The organism is Ruegeria sp. BC2 (assembly GCF_056539245.1).
On sequence record NZ_JBQFUQ010000002.1, the window covers coordinates 520,471 to 541,873 of the forward strand.

Here is a 21,403-nt window from a genome sequence, read left to right on the forward strand (position 1 = left end):
TTATCCTTGTCCCGACCGGACAGTCTTTGAGCGACTCAGGGAAGTTTCAGGCCTAAATCGCGGGCTTGCGTGTCAACCGGAAAACCATACAAACCGTTCAAGACCAATGATCCACTTACCCACGGGGTTTTCCACATGACTGTCCCCATCGTTCTTGCCTCGGGGTCCGAGATCCGCGCGCAGTTGCTGCGGAACGCCGGAGTGCCGTTTTCCGTCCAGGTCGCCCGCGTGGACGAGGATACCGCCAAACGCGCGCTTCTGGCCGAGGGCGCGCCGCCCCGCGACATCGCCGATGCACTGGCCGAGCTCAAGGCGCGCAAGATCAGTGACAAGACGCCCGGAGCGATGGTTCTGGGTTGTGACCAGGTTCTGGATTTCGACGGACGGCTTCTGTCGAAACCCGAAACGCCCGAAGAGGCGCTGGCGCAGTTGAAGGCGATGCGCGGCAAGCGTCACATGCTGCTGTCGGCGGCGGTGATCTATCAGAACGGCGAACCGGTCTGGCGCCATGTCGGTCAGGTGCGGTTGCGGATGCGCGCCAGTTCGGATGCCTATCTGAAGGGCTATGTCGCGCGCAACTGGGACAGCATTCGCCATGCGGTCGGGGCCTACAAGCTGGAAGAAGAGGGTGTGCGCCTGTTCAGCAGCATTGACGGCGACTATTTTAACGTCTTGGGTATGCCCCTGCTGGAGCTGCTCAATTTTCTAGCGGTCCGAGGGGTGATCGAACAATGACCGACAAACGCATTCCACTGGCCGGAGTCATCGGACACCCGATTGCCCATTCCCGATCGCCTGCCCTGCATGGCTATTGGCTGAAGACCTATGGTTTGCCGGGCCATTATGTGCCGATGGATGTTGCGCCTGCCGATCTTGAAACGGTCCTGCGCTGCTTGCCCAAGGCCGGGTTCGTGGGGGCCAATGTTACTGTTCCGCACAAAGAGGCCGCGTTGCGCCTGGCCGATCATGTGTCGGACCGCGCCTCGGTGGTCGGGGCGGCGAACACGCTGGTGTTCCGGTCCGATGGCTCGATTCACGCAGACAATACCGACGGGTACGGGTTCATGCAGAACCTGCGCGCGGGCGCGCCGGATTGGGTGCCGCAGGATGGCCCGGCGGTGGTGTTCGGCGCGGGCGGGGCCGCGCGGGCGGTGCTGCAGGCGCTGGCCGAGGCCGGCGTGCCCGAGATCCTGCTGACCAACCGCACGCGGTCGCGCGCCGATCACCTTAAAGAGGAATTTGGCCAGCGCATCACCGTGGTCGATTGGGTCCAGGCCGGAAACGTGATCGAAAACGCCGAACTGGTGGTGAACACCACGTCGCTGGGTATGCAGGGTCAGCCCGAGCTGCGCGTCCCGCTGGACGGGTTGCAGCCGGGAACGGTGGTGACTGATCTGGTCTACACGCCGTTGAAGACCCGCCTTCTGGAACAGGCCGAGGCTGCGGGCTGTACCGTCGTCGATGGGCTGGGCATGTTGCTGCATCAGGCGGTGCCCGGGTTCGAGCGGTGGTTCGGCTTGCGCCCCGAGGTTACGGAAGAAACCCGCGCAGCGGTTCTGATATGAGCTTTGCGCTGGGTCTGACCGGGTCGATCGGCATGGGCAAAAGCACTACCGCCGACCTGTTCGCGCAGGAAGGTTGCGCCGTGTGGGATGCCGACGCCGCGGTGCATCGGCTGTATGCGGTGGGCGGCGCGGCGGTCGCGCCGATCCGCGCGGCATTTCCCGACGCGATCGAGGATGGGGCCGTCAGCCGTGACGCGCTGAAACGGACCATCGGCGCCGATCCGACCGCCTTGAAACGGATCGAATCCATCGTCCACCCGCTGGTGGCCCAGGATCGCGAGGCGTTTCGACAGGCGGCCAAGTCGGACATCCTTGTCTTTGACATCCCATTGCTTTTCGAAACCGGCGGCGACGCGCAGATGGATGCGGTGGCCTGCGTTTCGATCCCCCCGGACGAGCAGAAAAGCCGCGTCATGGCGCGGGGCACGATGACCGAGGCGCAGTTCGAGCAGATCCGCGCCAAGCAGATGCCGAATGACGAAAAATGCGCGCGGTCGGATTTCGTGATCGTCACCGACACTCTGGACCATGCCCGCGCACAGGTGCAGGATGTGGTCAGGCAGATCAGGGCAGGATTGGCAGATGCGTGAAATCGTACTGGATACGGAAACCACCGGGTTCGACCCCGAAAGCGGCGACCGGATCGTCGAGATCGGCGCCATCGAGCTGTGGAACCATGTCGCCACGGGCGAGACCTATCACGTTTATATCAACCCCGAACGTTCGATGCCGGCCGAGGCTTTCGGCGTGCACGGCATCGGCCCTGACCTGCTGGAGCCGCCGCAACCTGCCGAACCGGGCCAGATCACCCTGAAGGACAAACCTGTCTTTGCGAAGGTCGGGCAGGCCTTCCGCGATTTCGTGGGGGATGCACGGCTGGTGATCCACAACGCTTCATTCGACATGAAGTTCCTCAATGCCGAGTTGGGATGGATGGGCCTGCCCCCGATTCCGATGGAGCAGGCGCTGGACACGCTGGCGATCGCGCGCAAGCGGTTTCCCGGCTCGCCCGCCTCGCTGGATGCGCTGTGCCGGCGGTTCAACATCGACAATTCGAACCGGGTTCTGCACGGTGCGTTGCTCGACTCGGAAATCCTGGCAGAAGTCTATCTGGAGCTGATCGGCGGACGCCAACCAGATTTTGGCCTGTCTTCGGCGTCTGCCGAAAGCTCAACCGGTGGCGACATTTGGCGCCCCGGTCCACGGCCCAACCCACTGCAGCCCCGGATTACCGAGGATGAGCGCGCTGCGCATGATGCATTTGTCGAAAAGCTGGGCGAAAACGCCCTGTGGTCCCGCACCTGATCTGGGTCAGATGCGGGTTGCCTGATCACGCCTCGGTCTTGTCGGACGCCTCGGCCTGACGGCGCATCAACTCGTTGCGGTACAGACCGACGAAATCGATGTTGTCCAGGTTGACCGGCGGGTAGCCACCGTCGCGGGTGATGTCGCTGACGATGCGGCGCAGGTAAGGGAACAGCATCCGCGGGCATTCAATCATCAGGAACGGGTGCAACTGATCATTTGGCACGCCTTCCACGTGGAACAGGCCGCAATAATCGATCTCGCACAGGAACAGGATGTCCTCCAGACCCTTGGCCTTGGACTTGAGGTTCAGCTTGATCGACACCTCGTACTGGTGATCGGCCGAGCGCTTTTTCGCATCCAGGTTCACCTGGACCGAGATCTCGGGCTGCACGTCGCCCGAGACGCCTTTTTGCGCCATCACGTTTTCAAAGGACATGTCCCGGATGAACTGTCCCAGAATGCGCATCTGGATTTGGGGGGCTGCCTGGGGCTCGGTTGTGCCGGCGGCGGTTTCTTCGGTCATGGATCCGCTCCAAAATTTAAATTCGCCACTGCTTATCAAGTTGGGCCGGGCACCTCAATGCTGGTGCGGCCCTTCCACCCATTTCGACGGTTGTGCGGGTTTTGTGCGCACTTCCGAATACTCTCCGTCTATGATGTCATCCCCACCGAACGGATCACGCGCCGCCCCGTATTGCGGGCCGGGGCCCATCTGGAACTGGGTAATCGTGACCCGTGATTTGAGATACCGAAAAACCGCGGCCCGCACCCCGGGAACCAGCAGCGCAAAGCCGATTGCGTCGGTGAAGAACCCGGGCGTCATCAGCAGAACGCCTGACAGCAGGATCATTGCACCATTGGCTAGCGGTTCGGTCGGGTCGTCCAGTTCGGAAAAGGCGCGCTGCAGCTGACCCATCGCCATGCGACCTTGTGTCCGCACCATCGCGGTACCCAGAACGGCGGTCAAAACCACGATTGCCAGCGTCGGCCACAGGCCGATCAGACCGCCGACCTGGATAAAAAGGGCGATTTCGATGATCGGCACCAATAAAAATGCCAAGAACAGATACATATGCGCTATCCTTTCCCATAGGCCGGGCTGTGGACTTGCCACCAACTGTCACCTACATAGTGGCACGAGGCCGCGTGTACAAAGTCTCGGTGCTGAAAAGAGGACGAAATGAATTCACCCCTGATCCAGCTTCTGGTGCTGGCTGGCATAGCCATCTTCCTGATCCTGCGTCTCAGAAGCGTGCTGGGCACGCGCGAAGGCTTTGAAAAACCACCGGTGCCGCAGCAACCCGACACCGGGAAGTCGCGTCGTGATTTCGAAGTGATCGACGGCGGTCCGGATCGTGACATTACCGACCATGTGCCCGAAGACAGCGAATTGGCGCAGACGCTGGCCGCAATGAAGCGAGTCGAGCCCAGCTTTTCGGTCAGCGAGTTTCTGCAGGGCGCCCGTGGCGCCTATGAGCTGATCGTCATGGGGTTCGAGCGGGGCAATCTGGATGAAATCCAGCCCTTCCTGTCCGAGGAAGTTTTCGAAACCTTCGTGTCGGTTGTCGCCGATCGCGAGGACAAGGGCCTGACGATCGAGGCCGAGTTCATCGGTGTGCGTGAGATGGGCCTGGTGGATGCACAATTCGACAAGGATTCAAACCGCGCCGAGATCACTGTGCGGTTCGTCGGCGAGCTGACGTCGGTCGTGCGTGACCGGGGCGGTGACATCATCGAAGGCAGCCCCAACACGATCAAGCGCCAAAAGGACAGCTGGACTTTTGCTCGCGTCATGGGCGCGGATGATCCGAACTGGCTGCTTGTCGCCACGGACGCATGATCGGAACGCTCCGGTCGCTGATGCTGGTGGCGGTTCTGACCGCCGCCAATGCCGCCGGAGCTGAGGCGACGCGATCCATCCTGTCATTTGCTGACCTTGATGGCTGGGCCGAGGATGACCACGGCGCGGCTTTGTCCGTTTTTCTGGACACTTGCGGGGATCTGGACGATCCGGACTGGCGTTCGTTGTGTGCAGCCGCACGGACATACGAGCCCGATGCCGCGCGCGCCTTTTTCGAACTGTTCTTCCGGCCCATCCTGATCGAGGATGAAAAGGCCCCGCTGTTCACCGGATATTTTGAACCGGAATTGAACGGCTCGCGGACGCGGACTGAAACCTACAGATACCCGGTCTACAAGATGCCGCCCGAGGCGCGGGCGGCTGGGCAATGGCTCAGTCGGCGCGAGTTGCTGACCAGTGACGTGATGAAGGGCCGCGGCTTGGAAATCGCCTGGGTCGATGACCCGGTCGAGTTGTTTTTTCTGCAGATTCAAGGCTCGGGGCGCATCCGTTTGCCGGATGGCAGTTCGGTGCGTGTCGGATATGGCGGGGCCAACGGCCACCCCTATCGGTCGGTTGGGGTTGAGCTGGTCCGGCGCGGTATTCTGGGTGCGCATGATGTGAGCGCCCGGATGATCCAGTCCTGGGTGCGCAAGAACCCCGAGATTGGGACCGAGCTGTTGATGCACAACCCGTCCTACGTCTTTTTCCGCGAGGTTTCGCGGGTGGCTGCAGACCGCGGGCCTTTGGGCGCAATGAACCGGTCGATCACCGCAATGCGCAGCATCGCCGTGGACCCGGCCTATACCCCGTTGGGTGCGCCGGTCTGGGTTGAAAAAGACGGCAAGACTCCGCTGCGGCGCTTGATGATCGCCCAGGACACCGGCTCGGCAATCAAGGGCGCACAACGGGCCGACATCTTTTTCGGAACCGGGGACGCCGCAGGACAGGCAGCGGGCCAGCTCAAGGATCCCGGCCGCATGATCGTTCTGCTGCCGATCCAACGCGCCTATGCCATGCTGCCGGATGAGTTCTGATGACCCGCCGCAAGCTGACCGAAGACGAGATTGAATTGTGGCACAAGGTGACCCGGCAGACCGAGCGGCTGCACCCGGAGATTCCCCAATCCGTTCACCCATCGACATTGCCGAAACCCAAGCCGCGAAAAACCCCAAAAGCGCGGATAGACGCCTTTGAACTGGGTCAGAATGCACCGACAAATGGGCGCGGCCACAGCTTGAAGCCCGCAATCGGCGATAGCCTGCGTGCCGCTCCCGTACAGATGGACAGCAAGGCCTTTGCGCGGATGAAACGCGGCAAGCTGAAGCCCGAAGGTAAGCTGGATCTGCACGGAATGCGGGTCGACACGGCCCATCCTGCTTTGATCCGGTTCATCCTGTCGGCGCAGGCATCGGGAAAACGACTGGTTCTGGTGGTCACCGGCAAAGGCAAGGACAGAGACGAACCCGGCCCAATCCCGACGCCCCGCGGCGTGCTGCGCAACCAGGTGCCTCAGTGGTTGAATTTGCCGCCCTTGGCCCAAGCGGTTCTTCAGGTCAGTCCGGCCCATATCAGCCATGGCGGTGATGGGGCTTACTATGTGTATCTTAGGCGGATCCGCTAAAGCAGCCGCCGGGCCCTGTGAATACCGATCCAGACTATGCCGCACGTTGCCACGAAGAACCAGGCGATCCACAGGAACTGCGTGCTGAGCGGCACGCCCAGATCGATCAGCCCGCCAGTCAGGCCGGGCCCGACAGCAGACCCCAGCACCATGACGGCGGCAGCCATCGCCTTGATCGCGCCGATGTGACGGGTGCCGTAGAACTCGGCCCAGAACGCGGCGGGGAGCGTGCTGTTGGCGCCGACCGAAATGGCAAGACAGGACAAACCGATTACGGCGCCGGGTATTGTCTGGACGAACGCAAACAGTGCAAACCCGGCGGCCATCGGAAGTTGATAGAAGGGCATCATCCGCGCCGTGCCCCATCTGTCCAGCGCCCAGCCCGAGGCGAACATCGCCAAGATCGACACCCCGGTATAGATCGGAAACAACGCAACCAGTTGGATATGGGCCCAGCCCTTGGTCTGCGCCAGATGGACCTGGTGAAAGAAGAACGCAGTGATAAATGCCGAAGGACCCATGAGCGCCGGCATCATGAACCAGAAAAGCGGGTTCAATAGCGTTTCGCGCCGTGTCCAGTGCCGCCCAAGCATCCCGGTCGCGCTGGTTTCCCGAGCCAGGCTTTGCGGCGTCCGTTCCTGACGCAGCATCCGCATCAACGAGGGTATTCCCAACAACGCGATGGCGGCGGACAGCGCCCAAAGAAAATGCCAGTCGACAAAGGCCATGGCGGCGACGAACAGCACGGGCAGCAGGGCCTCACCGACGGCAAATCCCAGCGTTGCGATGGAGAGTGCCCTGCCCCGCGTGGCCGTGAACCACCGGGCCATCGCAACCATGGCAATATGGCTGCACATGCCCTGGCCGAACAGACGCAGCAGAAAGATGACCACGGGCAACAGGATCACCCAATGATTGACCGCCATCGCCAGCGCGGCACACGCAAGCCCAAGCAGGACAGCCGGGCCCAGCACGCGGACACGATAAATATCGGTCAGCCCTCCGGCCCAGATCATGACGATCGCGGAAACAGTCGTGCCCAAGGAATAAAGACCGCCCCATGCGCCGTGGCTGAGGCCGAACTCGGCCCGGATCTGCCCGGCGAAGATCGAAATGAAAAAGGTCTGCCCGAAACTGGACATGAAGGTCAGCAAGACCCCCGCGCCCAACCACGGAGCATTGTCCGCAAGGAATAGGCGGACCCCTCGCCCTATCACGGAGTGCTGACCCGCACCTGCCCGGTTTCGGTCAGAACAACCTCGGTCGCGCCGGCATCGTTTCGCACGGCCGGCGGCACCAGAAGATCAATGCCGCCTTGATCCCGGCCAAACGTCCTGCTGACCCGGCCCGCCGCGTTGAGAATCGACAGAAGTGCCGGAGATGTGGCGGCCACAAAATGCGAGGATTCCGCATCTTTGTTGAAGGCCGTGGTGTCGATGATGCTGACCGGGTACTGCGCCAGCTTCTCGGTCGAGCTGATGTTGCCCAGCCGCTCGCCCTTGGCGGTTCCGCGCAGGCGTCCGGACACGTTCAAGATCTTGTCTTTGCGCGAGACCATGATCACGAATGGCTCGGGCGGAGATTTGATCACCGCCATCTGCGACCGGAACACGTCAACGTCGAGATCGGGCGAGATCAGCAATACACCTTCCAGATTGCGCCGCGACCAGCCTGGCTCGCGCAGCTCAGCCTGGCGCATCATCTCCATGGTCAGCGCGCCTCCCATCGAGTGCGCAACGATCAGCACGCGCGGGACGCCCAGGGATTTCAGCGTAGATATGGTTTGTTGCAGCCCGTCGCGGGCAAACAGCATACTGTCCAGATCATAGGCATAGCCCGACCCGGCCCCTCGGCTGGGCCAGGAATAGACCAACGTCTTGCCGGGCAGGCCGATGTCGTGAGCCAACTGAGCCGCGCGAAAAACGGTTTCGGTCTGGGTGGCGTTGTAGCCATGAACAAATATCGTGACTTCCTTGGCGCCGTTCAGCCGTGCTTTCAGATCCTGCTCGGACGGAAATTCGCGCACACCGGCCAAAACGAACTGCCGGCTCGGGTTAGGGTCCGAATAGGAAAACTCAAGCGTCCCGGGGCGGTGGTTCGGCGGGATCGAGACGGTGGTTTCGAGGAATTGCAGGCGGTCAGCGCGACGATACCCGTATGAGCCATCGGCCTCGCGTGCGCGGGTGGTGGCCGCGAACACGGTCTGCGCCGTTCCGACGTCCAACGCTTCGGGCAAGGTGACCGAGATGGATCGATCAACGCAGCCTCCCAAAACGGAAACCGTGACGAAAATGATCAGATAGCGCAGCACGGATCGATCCCAGACCAACAGTTACGTGCTACGCATAGCGTAACCTGCCGACGCGTCCAGATAATTGCGCAGGATCAACCGGCGAAAACCGGCTGATCATGTTACAGAACGTAACGGCTCAGGTCCGTGGATTTGGTCAGCTCACCAAGGTTTTCATCCACAAAGGGCGCGTTGACCACGATTTCCGCGCCGGCACGGTCCGGCGCGACAAAGGACAGATCTTCGAAAACGCGCTCCATCACGGTGTACAGGCGCCGGGCGCCGATATTCTCGACGCTCTGGTTCACTTCGGCGGCGATCCGGGCTAGCGCGGCGATCCCGTCCTCGGTAAAGCTGACGGTAACGTTTTCGGTGCCCATCAAAGCCGTATACTGGCGGGTCAGCGCGTTGTCCGTCTCGGTCAGGATGCGCACGAAATCCTCTTCGGTCAGCGCACGCAGCTCGACCCGGATCGGCAGACGCCCCTGCAGTTCCGGCAACAGGTCCGAAGGCTTGGCGATATGGAACGCGCCGCTGGCGATGAACAGAATGTGGTCGGTCTTGACCGGGCCATGCTTGGTGGACACGGTCGTGCCTTCGATCAGCGGCAGCAGGTCGCGCTGCACCCCTTCGCGGCTGACATCCCCGCCGCGGGTTTCTGCCCGGGCGCAGACCTTGTCGATCTCGTCCAGAAATACGATGCCATTCTGCTCGACCGATTCCAGCGCCGCGCGGGTGACGGCCTCGTCATCCAGCAACTTGTCGGCCTCTTCCCCGATCAGGATGTCATAGCTTTCGGCAACGGTCATGCGACGCTTGACGGTGCGCCCGCCGAAAGCTTTGCCGAAAATGTCGCCTAGGTTCATCATGCCCATCTGACCGCCCGGCTGGCCGGGAATGTCGAACATCGGCATCGGGTTGGACGTGTCGGCCAATTCAAGCTCGATCACCGTGTCGTCCAGCTCGCCGGATTTCAGCTTCTTGCGGAACATCTCGCGGGTGCTCTCGCGGGCGTCCGAGCCGGCGATGGCCTCGATCACGCGGTCCTCGGCAGCCTGATGCGCCTTGGCCTTGACCTCTTCGCGCATGTATTCACGGGTCTGGATGATAGCGGCATCGGCCAGATCGCGGATGATCTGTTCAACATCGCGGCCGACATAGCCGACTTCGGTGAATTTGGTCGCTTCGACCTTGATGAAAGGCGCGCGGGCCAGCTTGGCCAAGCGGCGGCTGATCTCGGTTTTGCCCACGCCGGTGGGCCCGATCATCAGGATATTCTTGGGATAGACCTCGTCGCGGATGTCATCCGGCAACTGCTTGCGCCGCCAGCGGTTGCGCAGGGCCACGGCGACAGCGCGCTTGGCATCCTTCTGCCCGATGATGAAACGATCCAGTTCCGAGACGATCTCGCGCGGGGTCAGGTCGGTCACAGGGCAGTCCTTTCGATGGTCGGCAGTCAGCTGCGGCTTAGGTAAGCACGGGGTCGGCAAAAACAACCGAGACCGCACATTTGGCCGCGTTGGTTAACAATGACCCGGCGCCAATGCAATTCTTTCCTGACCTCCGTGTTGGGAGATTTCGGTGTCCTCTGATAGGGTTGGCGGAATGTGCGCGGGACCCGGAGAGTGAAATGTCCAAGATTGCCAAGATTACCCTGCTGTTCGTGGTGTTCGTGGACCTGATCGGTCAAGGGCTGGTCTTTCCGATCATCAACTCGCTGATCATGGAGACGAAGTCAGGCTTTCTGCCGGAAAGCACGTCAATGGGCAGCCGTCACTTCTACTACGGTCTGGTGATCGGGTGTTTCTTCCTGTCCTGGTTTCTGGGCGTCGTCTATGTCTCGAAGGTCTCGGATTCCATCGGGCGCAAGAATGCACTTCTGGTCTGCCTGGGTGGCGCGCTGGCAGGCTATGCGATCACGATTGCGGCGCTGTATCTCAATAGCCTGATCCTGTTGATCGTGGGCCGGTCGATCACCGGGTTCACGGCCGGAAACCAACCCATCGCGCAGGCTGCCATGATCGACGGCAGCACGGATGCGGCCGATCGTGACCGGAACATGGGTTATATCGTGACAGGGGTCAGCTTTGGCCTGGTCGGCGGCCCGATCATCGGAGCGGTCCTGTCGGATGCGGCGCTTTTGGGCAGCGTTGCCACGCTCAAGACCCCATTCTACGGCGCGTTTGTCCTGGTGCTTATCGCGATCCTGCTGGTGCTGTTCTTTTTCAAGGATACCCGAACCGAACGCGAACCCTTCGTCTTTCGCCCCCGCGATGTGACCGACAGCCTGGTCGCCGTACGTGGCCACCCCATGGTTCTGAAGATCCTGCCCGTCTACGCGTTCTTCATGATCGCGAACGTCACCTTCTACGTGTTTGTGGACAATTTCCTGACCAGCGCTTTTGGTTACGGCGTGATCGGCGGCAGCATGGCCATGGTCGTCATTGGTGTGGCGCTGGCCTTCTCCAGTACGTTTCTCGTAAAACCAGCGCAGGAACGGTTCAGCAAGCACAACATCATATATGTTTCGCTGATCGTCATGGTGATCTGCGGCTTTGCCTTTGCCTTCAGCCCCAGCGGCGTGCTCAGCTACGTGCCGGTGTTCCTGTTCTATTTCCTGTTCGGCGTGGCCTACCCGACCCTTCTGGGCCTGTTCTCCTCGTCGGTCAGCGAGGCGGATCAGGGCTGGGTCATGGGCGTAACCACGGCCGTGTTCTGCCTGGCCGGTGGAATCATGTCGCTGATCGGCGGCGGGTTGATGAGCATCGATATCCGCCTGCCCTATTACATCGTGATCGCCTCGGCCATTCTGGGGCTGATCGGGATGCACCGCCGGTGGAAGGGCAAGGAGATTTCGGCCCTGCTGGCCTGACCCCTAGCCCGAAATGCTCTCAACCGTCAGGTTGCCGTTGGTGTAGACGCAGATGTCGGCGGCAATTGCCATGGCCTCGCGGGCAACCTCCTCGGCCGACTTGTCGCTGTCCATCATCGCGCGCGCAGCTGCTAGGGCAAAGTTGCCACCCGACCCGATCGCCGCCACGTCATGTTCCGGCTCGAGCACATCCCCGGCCCCGGTGATCACGAATAGATCTCGGCCGTCGGTGACGATCAGCATCGCTTCGAGCTTTTGCAGATATTTGTCGGTGCGCCAGTCCTTGGCCAGCTCGACCGAGGCGCGGGCCAGCTGCCCCGGCGTGGCCTCCAGCTTGGCTTCCAGCCGTTCCAGCAGTGTGAAGGCGTCGGCGGTCGATCCGGCGAACCCGGCGACGATCTCGAACCCGCCGGGCGACAGGCGCCGCACCTTGCGGGCGGTGCCCTTGATCACGGTCTGGCCCAGGCTGACCTGCCCGTCACCCGCGATGACGATCTGGCCGCCTTTCTTGACGCCGATGATCGTGGTGCCGTGCCAACCGGGAAAGTCGTTCTCAGCCATTCAAGCCTCCGTATCCGTTGATGCCCTATATGGGCCGGGGGCGCGATCCGCGCAACCCGTTCTCAAACTGCCTAAAAGATATGCAATCCGTGCATCACGGGGTTGTCGGACCAGCAATTGTGAGTCGCCTGTCGCAAGACTAGATGAGGCTTACAACCGACACAGGGTCGGCTGTTTCAAAAAAGGAATGCGCAAATGGCAACCACCGCAAACATCCATGCGCCGCTCGGAGCAGCTACCATCCTGCGTGTAGTGGACGGCATCTCGCACGCTTTCGAAGCTGTCGCCGAATGGAACACCGCCCGCAAGACCCGCAAGCTGCTGTCGCAACTGAGCGATGCCCAGCTGGAAGATATCGGTCTGGTCCGCGAAGATATCGCAAAGATCTGAATTCAGACCGAATTCGACTAAAGACGAATGGCCGCTTGGATTTCCGGGCGGCTTTTTCTTTTTGCGCAGACCATGCACAAAAAAAGGCGCCCCATGAGGAGCGCCTTTTTTGAGTTCAGTTCGGTATCAGATGGATTCGTCGATCCAGCTTTGCAGGGCGGCCTTCGGGGCAGCGCCTGCGCGGTTCGAAACCACCTGACCGTCCTTGAAGATGAACAGCGCGGGAATTCCGCGTACGCCCATGGCTGCGGCCGAGTTGGGGTTGCTGTCCACGTCGACCTTGGCGATCTTGACCTTGCCGCCATATTCGGCCGCCAGCTCTTCCAGAGCGGGGCCGATCTGCTTGCAGGGTCCGCACCACTCGGCCCAGAAATCCACCACGACGGGGACGTCCGAGTTCTTGACTTCGGCGTCAAAGGTTTCGTCGGTTACGGCTACGGTCGACATATTCTGTCTCCTGAATGATATGCGGTTGGGAGTCGAACGTAGGTGCGCCCATTGGGGAGGTCAAGATATCTGGGCCCGCACCAGCGCATCTGTCACAAGATCGTGTGGCAGCCACATCAGGCGCGCCGTCCGGGTCCACAGAATCGCGGTGCGGATCTCGCGGCCGGGATAGATCTGCGACAGCGCGGCGGAATAGGCGCCCATCTGGCGCAACAGGCCCTCGGGGCAGGTCTCGGCCCGATCGGGAACCGTGGCGTTTGATTTGAAATCAATGACTTGCACCACGTCATCCGTCACGATCAACCGGTCGATCACCCCGTGGATCCGGCGACCGTCCAGAGTGGCCGAGACCGGCACCTCGGCCAGCGCGTCCGGGGCAAAGACGGGGGTCAGGTCCGGTGCGGTCAGCACGCCCGCCGCTTCTGCCAGAAGGTCGCGGCGGTCACCGTCCTGCATATCGGGCAGAAGCCGGGCGCAGAGCTGATCCCACCGGTCGCGCGGCGCCTGGGCCAGATGTTCGAGCAGCAGGTGCAGGCGGGTGCCGCGCAGTTTGGCGGCCTCTTCCTCAAGCCCGATTTCGCCCGGCAGAGCCTTGGCCCCGCCCAGATCGGACGGGCTGAGCGTCTCGGGGTCGGGCGTCGGCTCGGGCGCGGGCCGGTGGAACAGATCCGGTAGGGTATCCTGCATCGGTTCCGGCGTCGGGCGATGGTCCAGTGGCAGACCCTCCCAATCGCCATGCGCCAGACGGCGGATGCCGGTGTCGGGGATCTCCGTTGCCCCTGCCCGGCCCATCGCCTCTTCGACCAGTTGGTACCAGCTGGACCCGTCCCGGCCCAGATCGCCGGCCGCCGCCACGATCAGCCATTTCTCGGCCCGGGTCAGCGCGACGTACAGCAAACGCAGCCGCTCGTTCTCCTCGCGTTGGCGCGCGTCTTCGCGGGCACGGGTGACAAGGCTGGGCGACAGGTCGGCGGGCACCTTCCACAGAGGTGTGCCGTCGGCGACCATGATCTCGGCATCGCGGGGCGGCTGCCGCTTGCCGGTGTCCGGCAGGATCACGATCGGCGCCTCCAGCCCTTTCGAGCCATGCACCGTCATCACCCGGATCATGTTACCCACGCCGGTCATCTGGCGCTTGATCTCAAGGTCGTCGGTCTGCATCCAGACCAGGAAGCCAGTTAGGCTGGGAATGTCCGACCGCTCATAGGCCAGCGCCTGTGACAGCAACGCGTTGATGCCGTCCTCGGCCTCGGCGCCCAGACGGCCCAACAATTTGCGACGGCCGTCATGGCGGGTCAGCACCCGTTCGATCAGGTCATAGGGGCGCAGAAAGTCCACCTGCCCGCGCAGATCGTTCAACACAGCCAGCGTTTCGGGAAAATCTCCGGCCCGATGGCGCAGCGCCGCCCACAGATACTTTTCCGGCCGGCGATGAGCGAGGTCGAACAGCATCTGCTCGGACCAGCCGAACAGCGGCGATTTCAGCACCGTGGCCAGCGACAGGTCATCCTCGGGCGTGGCCAGAAAGCTCAGCAGCGCGGCCAGATCCTTGACCGCCAGTTCCGCGCCCACCTTCAGCCGGTCGGCCCCCGCGATCGGCAGACCCTGGGCCTTGCAGGCGCGGATAATCTCGGCGAACAGGTCCGAGCGGCGCTGCACCAGGATCAGGAAATCCCCCGGCCGCACCTTGCGGCGCACGAATGTGCCGCGCGTGGGGCCGTCTTCGGGGATGGTTTCGCCGGCGTCGATCATGGCCTTGATGCGCGCGGCGATCTGGTTGGCCAGAATCACCGTGTGATGCTGCGCCGCGGGCCGATCGACCGGATCGGTCCAGTCGCCCTCGTCCGCGTCCTCGACCTTTTCCACCACGGGCCACAGATCGACCCGGCCCGGCAGATCGGCCTTGAAGGCGCGGTGCTGCGACTCTTTCTGAAACCCTGCCTCGGCGCGGTTTTCGAACAGGATATCGACCAGCGACAGGATGACGCTGGAGGAACGGAACGAATATTCCAGCGTCCAATCCCACAGTTTAGAGCCTGATTCCTGCAGTTTCCGCCCGAACTCGGCCTGCATCCGGTCAAAGGCCTGCGGGTCGGCCCCCTGGAAGGAATAGATCGACTGTTTCTTGTCGCCGACCACGAAGATCGTCCGCTCGACCTCGGACCGTGCGCCCTCGCCGCTGGTGAATTCCTGCGCCAGTTTCTCGACTACATCCCATTGATCGGGGCTGGTGTCCTGCGCCTCGTCCACCAGGATGTGGTCGATGCCGCCATCCAGCCGGTACAGAACCCAAGCGGCCACCGCCGGATCGTTCAGCAACAGGCGCGCGCGCAGGATCAGGTCGTCGAAGTCCAGCCAGCCGCGCAGTTGCTTGAGGCGCTCATATTCCGGCAGGAATGCCGCCGCGAAGCGGTGCAGCACCATGGATTTTCGGGCTGCCGCCAGCGCCAGGCGTCCTTCCCGCGCGGCCTCGACCCGCCGCATCAGCGCCTCGAGCGGATCCATCTGCCCCGCCAAGACCCCCTCGCGCAGCGCCTTGGTAGGAAAACTGCCGATCTTGGCGGTAAAGGGCTCTTTGGCGGATTTTCCGGTCAGGAACACGTCTTCCAGCTCCGGCAACTGACCCAAGGCGGGTTCGGTGAAGCCCGACAGTTTCTCGGCCGCCTTGGCGTCGGTCTTGCCGCCGCCCGCCAGCGCCGGAAGTATCGACCGGATCAGCTCGACCTCGCCGCCCAGAAACACCTGCGCCAGCAGCGCGTCCTCGTCGAACCCCTCGGGCAGGCCAAAACGGGCCAGCAAGTCGGGCCATTGCAGCGCGGGCGTGAACAGGGTGCGCTTTTGGGCGATTGCGGCGGTCAGCTTGTCAAAGCCGGTATCGGTGATGTGGCGGGCCACGTCCTCGATCAGGCTGGCCTGGGGGCCTTCGGCGAAATCCTCGACGATTTCCTCGCGCAGCAGGGCCGCGGCGCGGTCTTCCATCTCGGAAAACTGCGGGCTGACCCCGGCCTCGAGCGGGAACCGCCGCAGCAGCGAGGCGCAGAACGAGTGGATCGTCTGGATCTTCAACCCGCCCGGCGTTTCGATGGCGCGCGCGAACAGGGTGCGGGCCCGGGCCAGGCGGTCGGGGTCGATCACCCCCTCGACGCCCAGTTCGGTCAGTTGCCGCAGCAACGCCGCGTCGTCCAGCATCGCCCACTCGCCCAGCCGCTTGAACAGGCGGTTCTGCATCTCGCTGGCGGCGGCCTTGGTGTAGGTCAGGCACAGGATGTGCTGCGGCTGAACACCGTCCAGCAGCAGCCGCGCCACGCGGTCGGTCAGAACCCGCGTCTTGCCCGAGCCCGCATTGGCCGCCAGCCAGGTCGACGCATCGGGCCGCGCCGCCTGAACCTGCCGTTCGGTCGCTTCGTCGCGCGGGGTCATGTCAGATCCTCGGGCTTGGTTTCGGCGGTGCGGTCCCATTCGCCGAACCGCGCCAGGTGGTCATAGTCGCCCACGTCGCTGTCCTTGTGCATCATCCGGCGCGACGAAAACCCCTGATCAGGCTCTAAATAAGTGGAAATCAGCTCCTTCAGCTCGGCCAGAACCCTGTCGGGCGGCTCTTTGTCCAAGGGTGCCGGGACCTCTTTGTAGGTGCCGCCCATACCGATGAACACGGCGTTGGCCACGGCCATCGGGTCAAATCCTTCGATCCCGCCCTGCTCGGCCATCGCGGCCTCTATCAGCAATTGCTTGTCGAACTTGGCCTGCTGCGACTCCGAGGGTGGCGTGCCGGTCTTGTAGTCGATGATGGTCAGCGCGCCGCGGCTGTTGCGGTCGATCCGGTCGGCGCGGCCATTCAGGGTGAACCCAAGCGGTTCCAGCGTCAAGCGCATCTTGGCCTCGAAGGCGATCGGACCGCCGTCGCTGCGGCGGCTGATCTCGGCGCGCAGAAAGTCGTCGGCGATCCGCTCGAGCCGCGCCAGCCACAGTTTCCGGGCGGTGGGCCAGGCGACATGCTGATCCAGCAGCGCCTCGGCCCGTTTCAGGAAGTTGTCGCGGGTCAGCAGCGCACCGTCCAGCACGCTGTCCTTGACGAAATGTTCCAGGATCTCGTGGATCACGATGCCGCGCAGCAGGGCGTCGGGCGCCTGTACCAGTGGGTCCAGCGGTTTCAGGCGCAGGACGTGCTTGGCATAGATCGCATAAGGGTCGCGGATCAGCCGCTTGATCTCGGTCACCGAAAGGCGGCGCGGGCGCGCGACCACCGGCGGGCGCGGTGAAGGACGCGGTGCGGCGGCGATCCGGGGCGCCTGTTCCAGCATCTCGGACCAGCGCAGCCATGTCTTGCCCCGGTCGCGCATCTGTTCCAGAGCCGCGCGGCCGCCCTGATCCGGCAGGCCCTGCAACAGGTTGGTCAAACGGTTCAGCCAGCGTGATGGAACGGTTTCGGCATCATCCGAGCGGACCGCGCGGGTCAGCCAGACCTCGGGCGCGCCGATGGCCTGCTGGAAATCATGCGCCGACAGGCCGATGCGCCGTTCCGGCAGCAACAGGCCGGCACGGTCGCGCATCTGGCGGTTCAGCCAGGGGTCTGGCGCGGGGGCCTCGGGCCAGCTGCCTTCGTTCAACCCGCCCAGGATCAGCAGGTCGGCACCCTGAACGCGCGCTTCGAGCGTGCCCCAGATCATGATCCGCGGGTGGGGGGCGTCGCGGTCGCGGACCTCTTGTCCGGCCAGCAGCGCACCCAGCAGATCGGCGAAATCCAGCGCCGTCATCTCGCCGCCGTGCTCGGCCTCGTCCGCAAGGCCCGAGATCACCGCCAGCGCTGCTTGGCCTGCGTTCTTGTCCCACAACTCGCCCGCGCCGTCAGTTCCGGCGCTAGCAATCGCCTCGGCCAGATCGCGCAGGCGCTGCACCCAGTCGGTCAGGGGCAGGGTGCCGCTGATCTGCTGGTTGCAGAAATTGCGGATCAGCCACAGAGCCCACGCATCCGGCACGTCTTTTTCGACGGCAAAACCTGTCAGGCTGGCGCTGTCGGGGAAGGGCGGGCCATTGCGACGCAGGTGCAGTTCCAGATCGCGGCTGTGCAACAGATGCGCGCCGCGGTCGCCGGCGCTGTGGCACAAAGGGTGTTTCAGCAGGGTCAGCAGCGCCTCGGCATCCAGACGGCGCGCGAACAGCCCGGCCACATGACGCAGGAACCGGCCCGGCGGAGACAGTTGCAGCGGCAGGCCGGCGCTGTCGTCGGGCAGGATGTTCCAGCGGTCCAGCGCGGCGCTGACCTGGCGGGTCAGCATCCGGTCGGGGGTGATCAGGGCGGCGGTCTGGCCGGTCTCGGCCGCCTGCCGCAGGCGCAGGGCGATGGCCAGCGCCTCGGCCCGCGGCGATTGCGCCTCGACCAAGGTGATGTTGCGAGTCGCGGCATCCAGATCGCGCAGCTGCGGGCCTTCGCTCATCCAGGCATCGGTGATCGGGGCAGGGCGCAATGCCAATGAAACCAAACGGTTGCGCGCGGGCGAGGGGGGCTGGTCCGGGGTCCAGGATGCGATCTGATCCGGCCCTATCCCCAGTTCGGTCATCAGCTTGCGGAACCGGTATTGCGGGTGATCCTCCGAGGTCATTGCCGAATCCAACCGTTCCCAGACATGAGCGGGTTGGTCGAAATCGTACCCCGGCAGGATCAGCGCCCCCTGCGGCAGCCGCGCCACCGCCTGCATCAGCATCAGCGTGGTCCCGCGCGAGCCGGTGGACCCGGCCAGGATCACGGGGTGTTGCGGCGGCGCGTCCTGCCAGCGGGCGATCAGGTTCTCGACCACGCGGCGTTGGCGGGCCTGCACGTCCAGACTGCCATCCTCGGTCTTCAGGAACTGGTCGGCGATGCCGATGAAGGCCTGCGTCCGTGCCCAATGGCCCGACAGGTCAGTCACGTCCAGTTGCCGGATCGCCTCGGGCGGGACGCCTTCGCCCTGCATCTCTTCGATCAGGGCAGCGAGGCTGTCGGAAAGGTCAAACAGCGACGACCGCGCGGCCAGGTCCGGTTGCTGGTCCAGCAGTCGCGCCACCAGCTGCGTCAGTTCCAGCCGGCGACGCAAGGGCGGTACGGCGGGCGGTACACGATCAAGATCGACGCTTTCGCCCAGATCGGTGACCAGCGAAATGCGGGGCAAGAGGCAGGGCGGACCCTGATCGAACAGCTCGCGCACACGGCGGGCCATGCGGCGGGTGTTCAGCACCAGTTGCACGCGGGCCAGTGCCTCGGGCGGGTGGCCGTCGCAGCGCGCCCGCAGCCCACGCACCAGTGCCTGCGGAAAATCCGCACCGGGCGGCACCGCAAAGACCCGGGGGGTGGCGCTGGAGTCAAACATCGGCCAGCATCTCCTCGGCCAGGGCGATGCCTTCGGGCCGGCCCACATCGCACCAGCGCCCGGGATACTGCAGACCGTACAGCCGGCCATCGCGGTGCATCCGGTCCCACAAGATATTGAGCGAGAACGCTTTTTCCGGAATGTCCGCCAGAACGTCGGTCTTCAGGATCTGAATGCCGCCATAGACGTGACCCGGCCCGCGTTCAAGCCGGCCTTGGGGGTCGATCCTGAAATCTCCGAGGCCTGCATGTCCGATCGTCTGTGCGATCGGCACGCAGATCAACAGAGCGTCCATCCGCGCCGGATCCCAAGCCGCCTTCAGCAACTCCAAAGGGTTGGGCCCGGACCAGATCGCATCGGTGTTCATCGTGAAAACCGGCCCCGGACCCAGCAGCGGCAGGGCCGCGCGCAATCCGCCGCCGGTTTCCAGGATGTCCGGCTGTTCGTGTGAAAGCAGGACACCACGTGGCGCCAAATGATCTGTCAGCTGATCAGCCAGGTAATGCAGGTTCGCGACCACCCGGCGCGGCCTTAGCGCATCCGTCAGGTCCAGCGCATGGTCGATCAGCGGCCGTCCGGCCACTGGGATCAGCGGCTTGGGTCGGGTGCGGGTCAACGCGCCCATGCGGGTGCCGAAACCGGCGGCAAACAGCATGATGGCCTCGGGTGTATCGGTCATCCGGCCCTCAGCCTTGCAAGGTTTTCGGGCGTTGGGGATGGCAGCGCCTGCCGAACCAGATCCGCGACCGAGACCAGCGCCGGATGCTCGAGATCGCGCATCAGATGAGCCCAGGCCGCCGGGATAAGATCCACGTAATGCGGTTTGCCATAGTCGGTGGCAAGGCGGGCAAATCCCCCCAGTATCCGCAGGTTGCGTTGGGCGCCGAGGACACTGTACGCCGTGCGGAAATCATGGTCATCCACACCTGTTGCCGTGATGTAGCGGTTGACCATGCTCATTTCGATTGCGGCGGGCACAGTGCGGCGGACATCCTGCAGCAACGACATCAGGTCATAGGCGGGATGGCACAGCATTGCGCTTTGAAAATCCAGGAGACCGACCCGGCGGACCCCGTCGCGCTCAGGCAGCCAGATCAGGTTCTCGGCATGGTAGTCCCTTAGGGTCACCACCCGCGTGCCCGAGGTTTCCTGCAGCAATATGTCGGCGAACCGATGCTGAAAACGATCATAGGCGTCTTTGTCATAGGCGCCTTGTATCCCTTGGGCATATTTGGTGAAGGCAAGGGACGACAATTCCGCCATGAGGGACGGGTCATAGCTGTCCAACGAGGGCAGGGGTCCAGAGTGCAGATGGATCAGCACGTCGGTTGCGGCCTCGTACAATTCACGCTCGACATCCGGCTGCTTCTCGATCAGGCGGGCAAACAGATCGTCGCCGAAATCCTCCAGCAGGAGGAACCCGCTCTCGGCGTCCTCGGCAAGAATCTCGGGCGCGCTCAGACCGACGGACCGCAAGTATTCGGCCACCCTGACAAACGGTTCCACGTCTTCACCCTTGTCCGGGGGCGCGTCCATCAAAACGGCGGTCTGCCCGGTGTCCGGGTCGGTCAGACGTTCATACCGGCGGTTCGAGGCGTCTCCAGCCAGCGGCGCGCGAGAGGCTTTGGCCCAAGGGGTCCGTGCGATCAGCGCCTCGGCCAGAACTGCGCGGTTGCTCATGCGATCCTCTTCAGTTTTTCGGTCCACTTGGGGTCGGACCACGTCAGGGTCAGGTGTCGGGTTTCTTCGGCAGCGGGGTCGGCATGAAACTGCACCAACAAGGCCGAGGCCGGTTGTAGCGGACCCAGCCTGTCAGGCCATTCCACAAGGCAGATCGCCGTATCAAAGGCCCCGGTCAGGCCCAATTCCTCTATCTCATCCACTGAGGTAAGCCGGTACAGATCGGAGTGCCAGATTTCGCCGGCTTTGCCATCGTAAACCTGAACCAGCGTGAATGTGGGCGATGGCACATCTTCGGGCACAGGCAGTGCCGATTGGATCAGATTGCGTGCAAAATGGGTTTTGCCACTGCCGATTGGGCCGTCCAGCAAAATAATGTCGCCGGGCGCCAAATGGGCGGACAGGCGGCTGGCCAGATCGGCGGTTTCTTCCGGTGATGTCAGAGTGATCGAAGCGGGCGAATTCATGGCGCCACAATGAAC

The 21,403-nt window shown here is 63.2% G+C and carries 21 protein-coding genes; 9 read left to right on the top strand and 12 right to left on the bottom strand.

Annotation, left to right across the window (positions count from 1 at the left end):
• The first annotated feature begins 135 nt into the window (after window positions 1-135).
• Genes ACR0CU_RS12870 through dnaQ form a run of 4 tightly spaced genes read left to right on the top strand, consistent with a single transcriptional unit; the run spans window position 136 to window position 2,870 of the window.
• Window positions 136-735, top strand: a complete 600-nt coding sequence (locus ACR0CU_RS12870; protein ID WP_170370397.1) for a Maf family protein — start codon at window positions 136-138, stop codon at window positions 733-735.
• Window positions 732-1,565 carry a shikimate dehydrogenase gene (locus ACR0CU_RS12875; protein WP_480643162.1) on the top strand — a complete coding sequence of 278 codons (834 nt, stop codon included), beginning with the start codon at window positions 732-734 and terminating at the stop codon, window positions 1,563-1,565. Before ACR0CU_RS12870 ends, ACR0CU_RS12875 begins: the two co-directional genes overlap by 4 nt.
• Window positions 1,562-2,155 (top strand): dephospho-CoA kinase, encoded by a 594-nt coding sequence (gene coaE, locus ACR0CU_RS12880; protein ID WP_170447203.1) that lies wholly within the window; start codon window positions 1,562-1,564, stop codon window positions 2,153-2,155. The genes ACR0CU_RS12875 and coaE overlap by 4 nt, the downstream gene beginning before the upstream one ends.
• Window positions 2,148-2,870, top strand: a complete 723-nt coding sequence (dnaQ, locus tag ACR0CU_RS12885) for a DNA polymerase III subunit epsilon (protein WP_170342610.1) — start codon at window positions 2,148-2,150, stop codon at window positions 2,868-2,870. Before coaE ends, dnaQ begins: the two co-directional genes overlap by 8 nt.
• A 25-nt stretch (window positions 2,871-2,895) precedes the next feature.
• On the opposite strand, the gene secB is transcribed toward dnaQ, so the two are convergent.
• Both secB and ACR0CU_RS12895 read right to left on the bottom strand, forming a co-directional pair.
• A complete protein-coding gene (gene secB / locus ACR0CU_RS12890) occupies window positions 2,896-3,396 on the bottom strand; it encodes a protein-export chaperone SecB (RefSeq protein ID WP_170342607.1) in 501 nt (166 codons plus the stop codon).
• Between the two features lie 54 nt (window positions 3,397-3,450).
• Window positions 3,451-3,945, bottom strand: coding sequence for an FxsA family protein (locus tag ACR0CU_RS12895; protein ID WP_170340668.1), 495 nt, complete (start codon window positions 3,943-3,945; stop codon window positions 3,451-3,453).
• Between the two features lie 108 nt (window positions 3,946-4,053).
• Between ACR0CU_RS12895 and ACR0CU_RS12900 the strand changes: the two genes are divergently transcribed.
• From ACR0CU_RS12900 to ACR0CU_RS12910, 3 genes are read left to right on the top strand one after another with little or no spacing between them, the layout of a single operon-like run.
• Window positions 4,054-4,713 carry a Tim44/TimA family putative adaptor protein gene (locus ACR0CU_RS12900; protein ID WP_170340666.1) on the top strand — a complete coding sequence of 220 codons (660 nt, stop codon included), beginning with the start codon at window positions 4,054-4,056 and terminating at the stop codon, window positions 4,711-4,713.
• Window positions 4,710-5,750: a murein transglycosylase A gene (gene mltA / locus ACR0CU_RS12905; protein ID WP_170447201.1), complete on the top strand. Its 1,041-nt coding sequence runs from the start codon at window positions 4,710-4,712 to the stop codon at window positions 5,748-5,750. Before ACR0CU_RS12900 ends, mltA begins: the two co-directional genes overlap by 4 nt.
• Complete coding sequence (locus ACR0CU_RS12910; protein WP_170363948.1) at window positions 5,750-6,337, top strand: Smr/MutS family protein; 588 nt, start codon at window positions 5,750-5,752, stop codon at window positions 6,335-6,337. The genes mltA and ACR0CU_RS12910 overlap by 1 nt, the downstream gene beginning before the upstream one ends.
• Here ACR0CU_RS12910 and ACR0CU_RS12915 read toward each other — a convergent pair.
• The 3 genes from ACR0CU_RS12915 to hslU all read right to left on the bottom strand — a co-directional run bounded on the left by ACR0CU_RS12915 (window position 6,334) and on the right by hslU (window position 10,057).
• Window positions 6,334-7,479, bottom strand: a complete 1,146-nt coding sequence (locus tag ACR0CU_RS12915) for an MFS transporter (protein WP_217356820.1) — start codon at window positions 7,477-7,479, stop codon at window positions 6,334-6,336. The two genes, ACR0CU_RS12910 and ACR0CU_RS12915, sit on opposite strands and share 4 nt — an antisense overlap.
• Before the next feature lie 71 nt (window positions 7,480-7,550).
• A complete protein-coding gene (locus tag ACR0CU_RS12920) occupies window positions 7,551-8,648 on the bottom strand; it encodes an alpha/beta hydrolase (RefSeq protein WP_170342596.1) in 1,098 nt (365 codons plus the stop codon).
• 101 nt (window positions 8,649-8,749) lie between these two features.
• Entirely contained in the window at window positions 8,750-10,057 is a 1,308-nt protein-coding gene (gene hslU, locus ACR0CU_RS12925; RefSeq protein WP_170447197.1) for an ATP-dependent protease ATPase subunit HslU, read from the bottom strand.
• Window positions 10,058-10,257: 200 nt separating this feature from the next.
• On the opposite strand from hslU, the gene ACR0CU_RS12930 reads away from it, so the two are divergent.
• Window positions 10,258-11,499 (top strand): MFS transporter, encoded by a 1,242-nt coding sequence (locus ACR0CU_RS12930; protein ID WP_170447195.1) that lies wholly within the window; start codon window positions 10,258-10,260, stop codon window positions 11,497-11,499.
• A 3-nt stretch (window positions 11,500-11,502) separates the two neighbouring features.
• On the opposite strand, the gene hslV is transcribed toward ACR0CU_RS12930, so the two are convergent.
• On the bottom strand, window positions 11,503-12,060 hold the full coding sequence (hslV, locus tag ACR0CU_RS12935) for an ATP-dependent protease subunit HslV (protein ID WP_093963878.1): 558 nt from the start codon (window positions 12,058-12,060) through the stop codon (window positions 11,503-11,505).
• A 195-nt stretch (window positions 12,061-12,255) separates the two neighbouring features.
• Here hslV and ACR0CU_RS12940 point away from each other — a divergent pair, with 195 nt between their 5' ends.
• Entirely contained in the window at window positions 12,256-12,450 is a 195-nt protein-coding gene (locus ACR0CU_RS12940; protein WP_093963877.1) for a DUF1127 domain-containing protein, read from the top strand.
• Between the two features lie 126 nt (window positions 12,451-12,576).
• Here ACR0CU_RS12940 and trxA read toward each other — a convergent pair whose 3' ends face one another.
• The 6 genes from trxA to tsaE are packed head-to-tail and all read right to left on the bottom strand — an operon-like array spanning window position 12,577 to window position 21,388.
• Complete coding sequence (gene trxA / locus ACR0CU_RS12945; RefSeq protein ID WP_093963876.1) at window positions 12,577-12,897, bottom strand: thioredoxin; 321 nt, start codon at window positions 12,895-12,897, stop codon at window positions 12,577-12,579.
• A gap of 60 nt (window positions 12,898-12,957) precedes the next feature.
• On the bottom strand, window positions 12,958-16,317 hold the full coding sequence (gene addA / locus ACR0CU_RS12950) for a double-strand break repair helicase AddA (RefSeq protein WP_170447193.1): 3,360 nt from the start codon (window positions 16,315-16,317) through the stop codon (window positions 12,958-12,960).
• The gene (addB, locus tag ACR0CU_RS12955) at window positions 16,314-19,241 is read right to left on the bottom strand and encodes a double-strand break repair protein AddB (RefSeq protein ID WP_480643166.1); all 2,928 of its coding nucleotides are present in this window, start codon (window positions 19,239-19,241) and stop codon (window positions 16,314-16,316) included. Before addB ends, addA begins: the two co-directional genes overlap by 4 nt.
• Window positions 19,234-19,920, bottom strand: a complete 687-nt coding sequence (locus ACR0CU_RS12960; RefSeq protein WP_170447189.1) for a nucleotidyltransferase family protein — start codon at window positions 19,918-19,920, stop codon at window positions 19,234-19,236. Before ACR0CU_RS12960 ends, addB begins: the two co-directional genes overlap by 8 nt.
• The gene (locus ACR0CU_RS12965) at window positions 19,917-20,921 is read right to left on the bottom strand and encodes an aminoglycoside phosphotransferase family protein (protein ID WP_480643168.1); all 1,005 of its coding nucleotides are present in this window, start codon (window positions 20,919-20,921) and stop codon (window positions 19,917-19,919) included. The genes ACR0CU_RS12960 and ACR0CU_RS12965 overlap by 4 nt, the downstream gene beginning before the upstream one ends.
• A complete protein-coding gene (tsaE, locus tag ACR0CU_RS12970; protein ID WP_170447185.1) occupies window positions 20,918-21,388 on the bottom strand; it encodes a tRNA (adenosine(37)-N6)-threonylcarbamoyltransferase complex ATPase subunit type 1 TsaE in 471 nt (156 codons plus the stop codon). Before tsaE ends, ACR0CU_RS12965 begins: the two co-directional genes overlap by 4 nt.
• Window positions 21,389-21,403 lie beyond the last annotated feature (15 nt).

What these genes read in the sequence shown, in the direction of transcription:
- ACR0CU_RS12870 (WP_170370397.1), top strand. Translation starts at nt 136, where the DNA reads ATGACTGTCCCCATCGTTCTTGCCTCGGGGTCCGAGATCCGCGCGCAG.
- ACR0CU_RS12875 (WP_480643162.1), top strand. Translation starts at nt 732, where the DNA reads ATGACCGACAAACGCATTCCACTGGCCGGAGTCATCGGACACCCGATT.
- coaE (WP_170447203.1), top strand. Translation starts at nt 1,562, where the DNA reads ATGAGCTTTGCGCTGGGTCTGACCGGGTCGATCGGCATGGGCAAAAGC.
- dnaQ (WP_170342610.1), top strand. Translation starts at nt 2,148, where the DNA reads ATGCGTGAAATCGTACTGGATACGGAAACCACCGGGTTCGACCCCGAA.
- secB (WP_170342607.1), bottom strand. Translation starts at nt 3,396, where the DNA reads ATGACCGAAGAAACCGCCGCCGGCACAACCGAGCCCCAGGCAGCCCCC.
- ACR0CU_RS12895 (WP_170340668.1), bottom strand. Translation starts at nt 3,945, where the DNA reads ATGTATCTGTTCTTGGCATTTTTATTGGTGCCGATCATCGAAATCGCC.
- ACR0CU_RS12900 (WP_170340666.1), top strand. Translation starts at nt 4,054, where the DNA reads ATGAATTCACCCCTGATCCAGCTTCTGGTGCTGGCTGGCATAGCCATC.
- mltA (WP_170447201.1), top strand. Translation starts at nt 4,710, where the DNA reads ATGATCGGAACGCTCCGGTCGCTGATGCTGGTGGCGGTTCTGACCGCC.
- ACR0CU_RS12910 (WP_170363948.1), top strand. Translation starts at nt 5,750, where the DNA reads ATGACCCGCCGCAAGCTGACCGAAGACGAGATTGAATTGTGGCACAAG.
- ACR0CU_RS12915 (WP_217356820.1), bottom strand. Translation starts at nt 7,479, where the DNA reads ATGTCCAGTTTCGGGCAGACCTTTTTCATTTCGATCTTCGCCGGGCAG.
- ACR0CU_RS12930 (WP_170447195.1), top strand. Translation starts at nt 10,258, where the DNA reads ATGTCCAAGATTGCCAAGATTACCCTGCTGTTCGTGGTGTTCGTGGAC.
- hslV (WP_093963878.1), bottom strand. Translation starts at nt 12,060, where the DNA reads ATGGCTGAGAACGACTTTCCCGGTTGGCACGGCACCACGATCATCGGC.
- ACR0CU_RS12940 (WP_093963877.1), top strand. Translation starts at nt 12,256, where the DNA reads ATGGCAACCACCGCAAACATCCATGCGCCGCTCGGAGCAGCTACCATC.
- trxA (WP_093963876.1), bottom strand. Translation starts at nt 12,897, where the DNA reads ATGTCGACCGTAGCCGTAACCGACGAAACCTTTGACGCCGAAGTCAAG.
- addA (WP_170447193.1), bottom strand. Translation starts at nt 16,317, where the DNA reads ATGACCCCGCGCGACGAAGCGACCGAACGGCAGGTTCAGGCGGCGCGG.
- addB (WP_480643166.1), bottom strand. Translation starts at nt 19,241, where the DNA reads ATGTTTGACTCCAGCGCCACCCCCCGGGTCTTTGCGGTGCCGCCCGGT.
- ACR0CU_RS12960 (WP_170447189.1), bottom strand. Translation starts at nt 19,920, where the DNA reads ATGACCGATACACCCGAGGCCATCATGCTGTTTGCCGCCGGTTTCGGC.
- ACR0CU_RS12965 (WP_480643168.1), bottom strand. Translation starts at nt 20,921, where the DNA reads ATGAGCAACCGCGCAGTTCTGGCCGAGGCGCTGATCGCACGGACCCCT.
- tsaE (WP_170447185.1), bottom strand. Translation starts at nt 21,388, where the DNA reads ATGAATTCGCCCGCTTCGATCACTCTGACATCACCGGAAGAAACCGCC.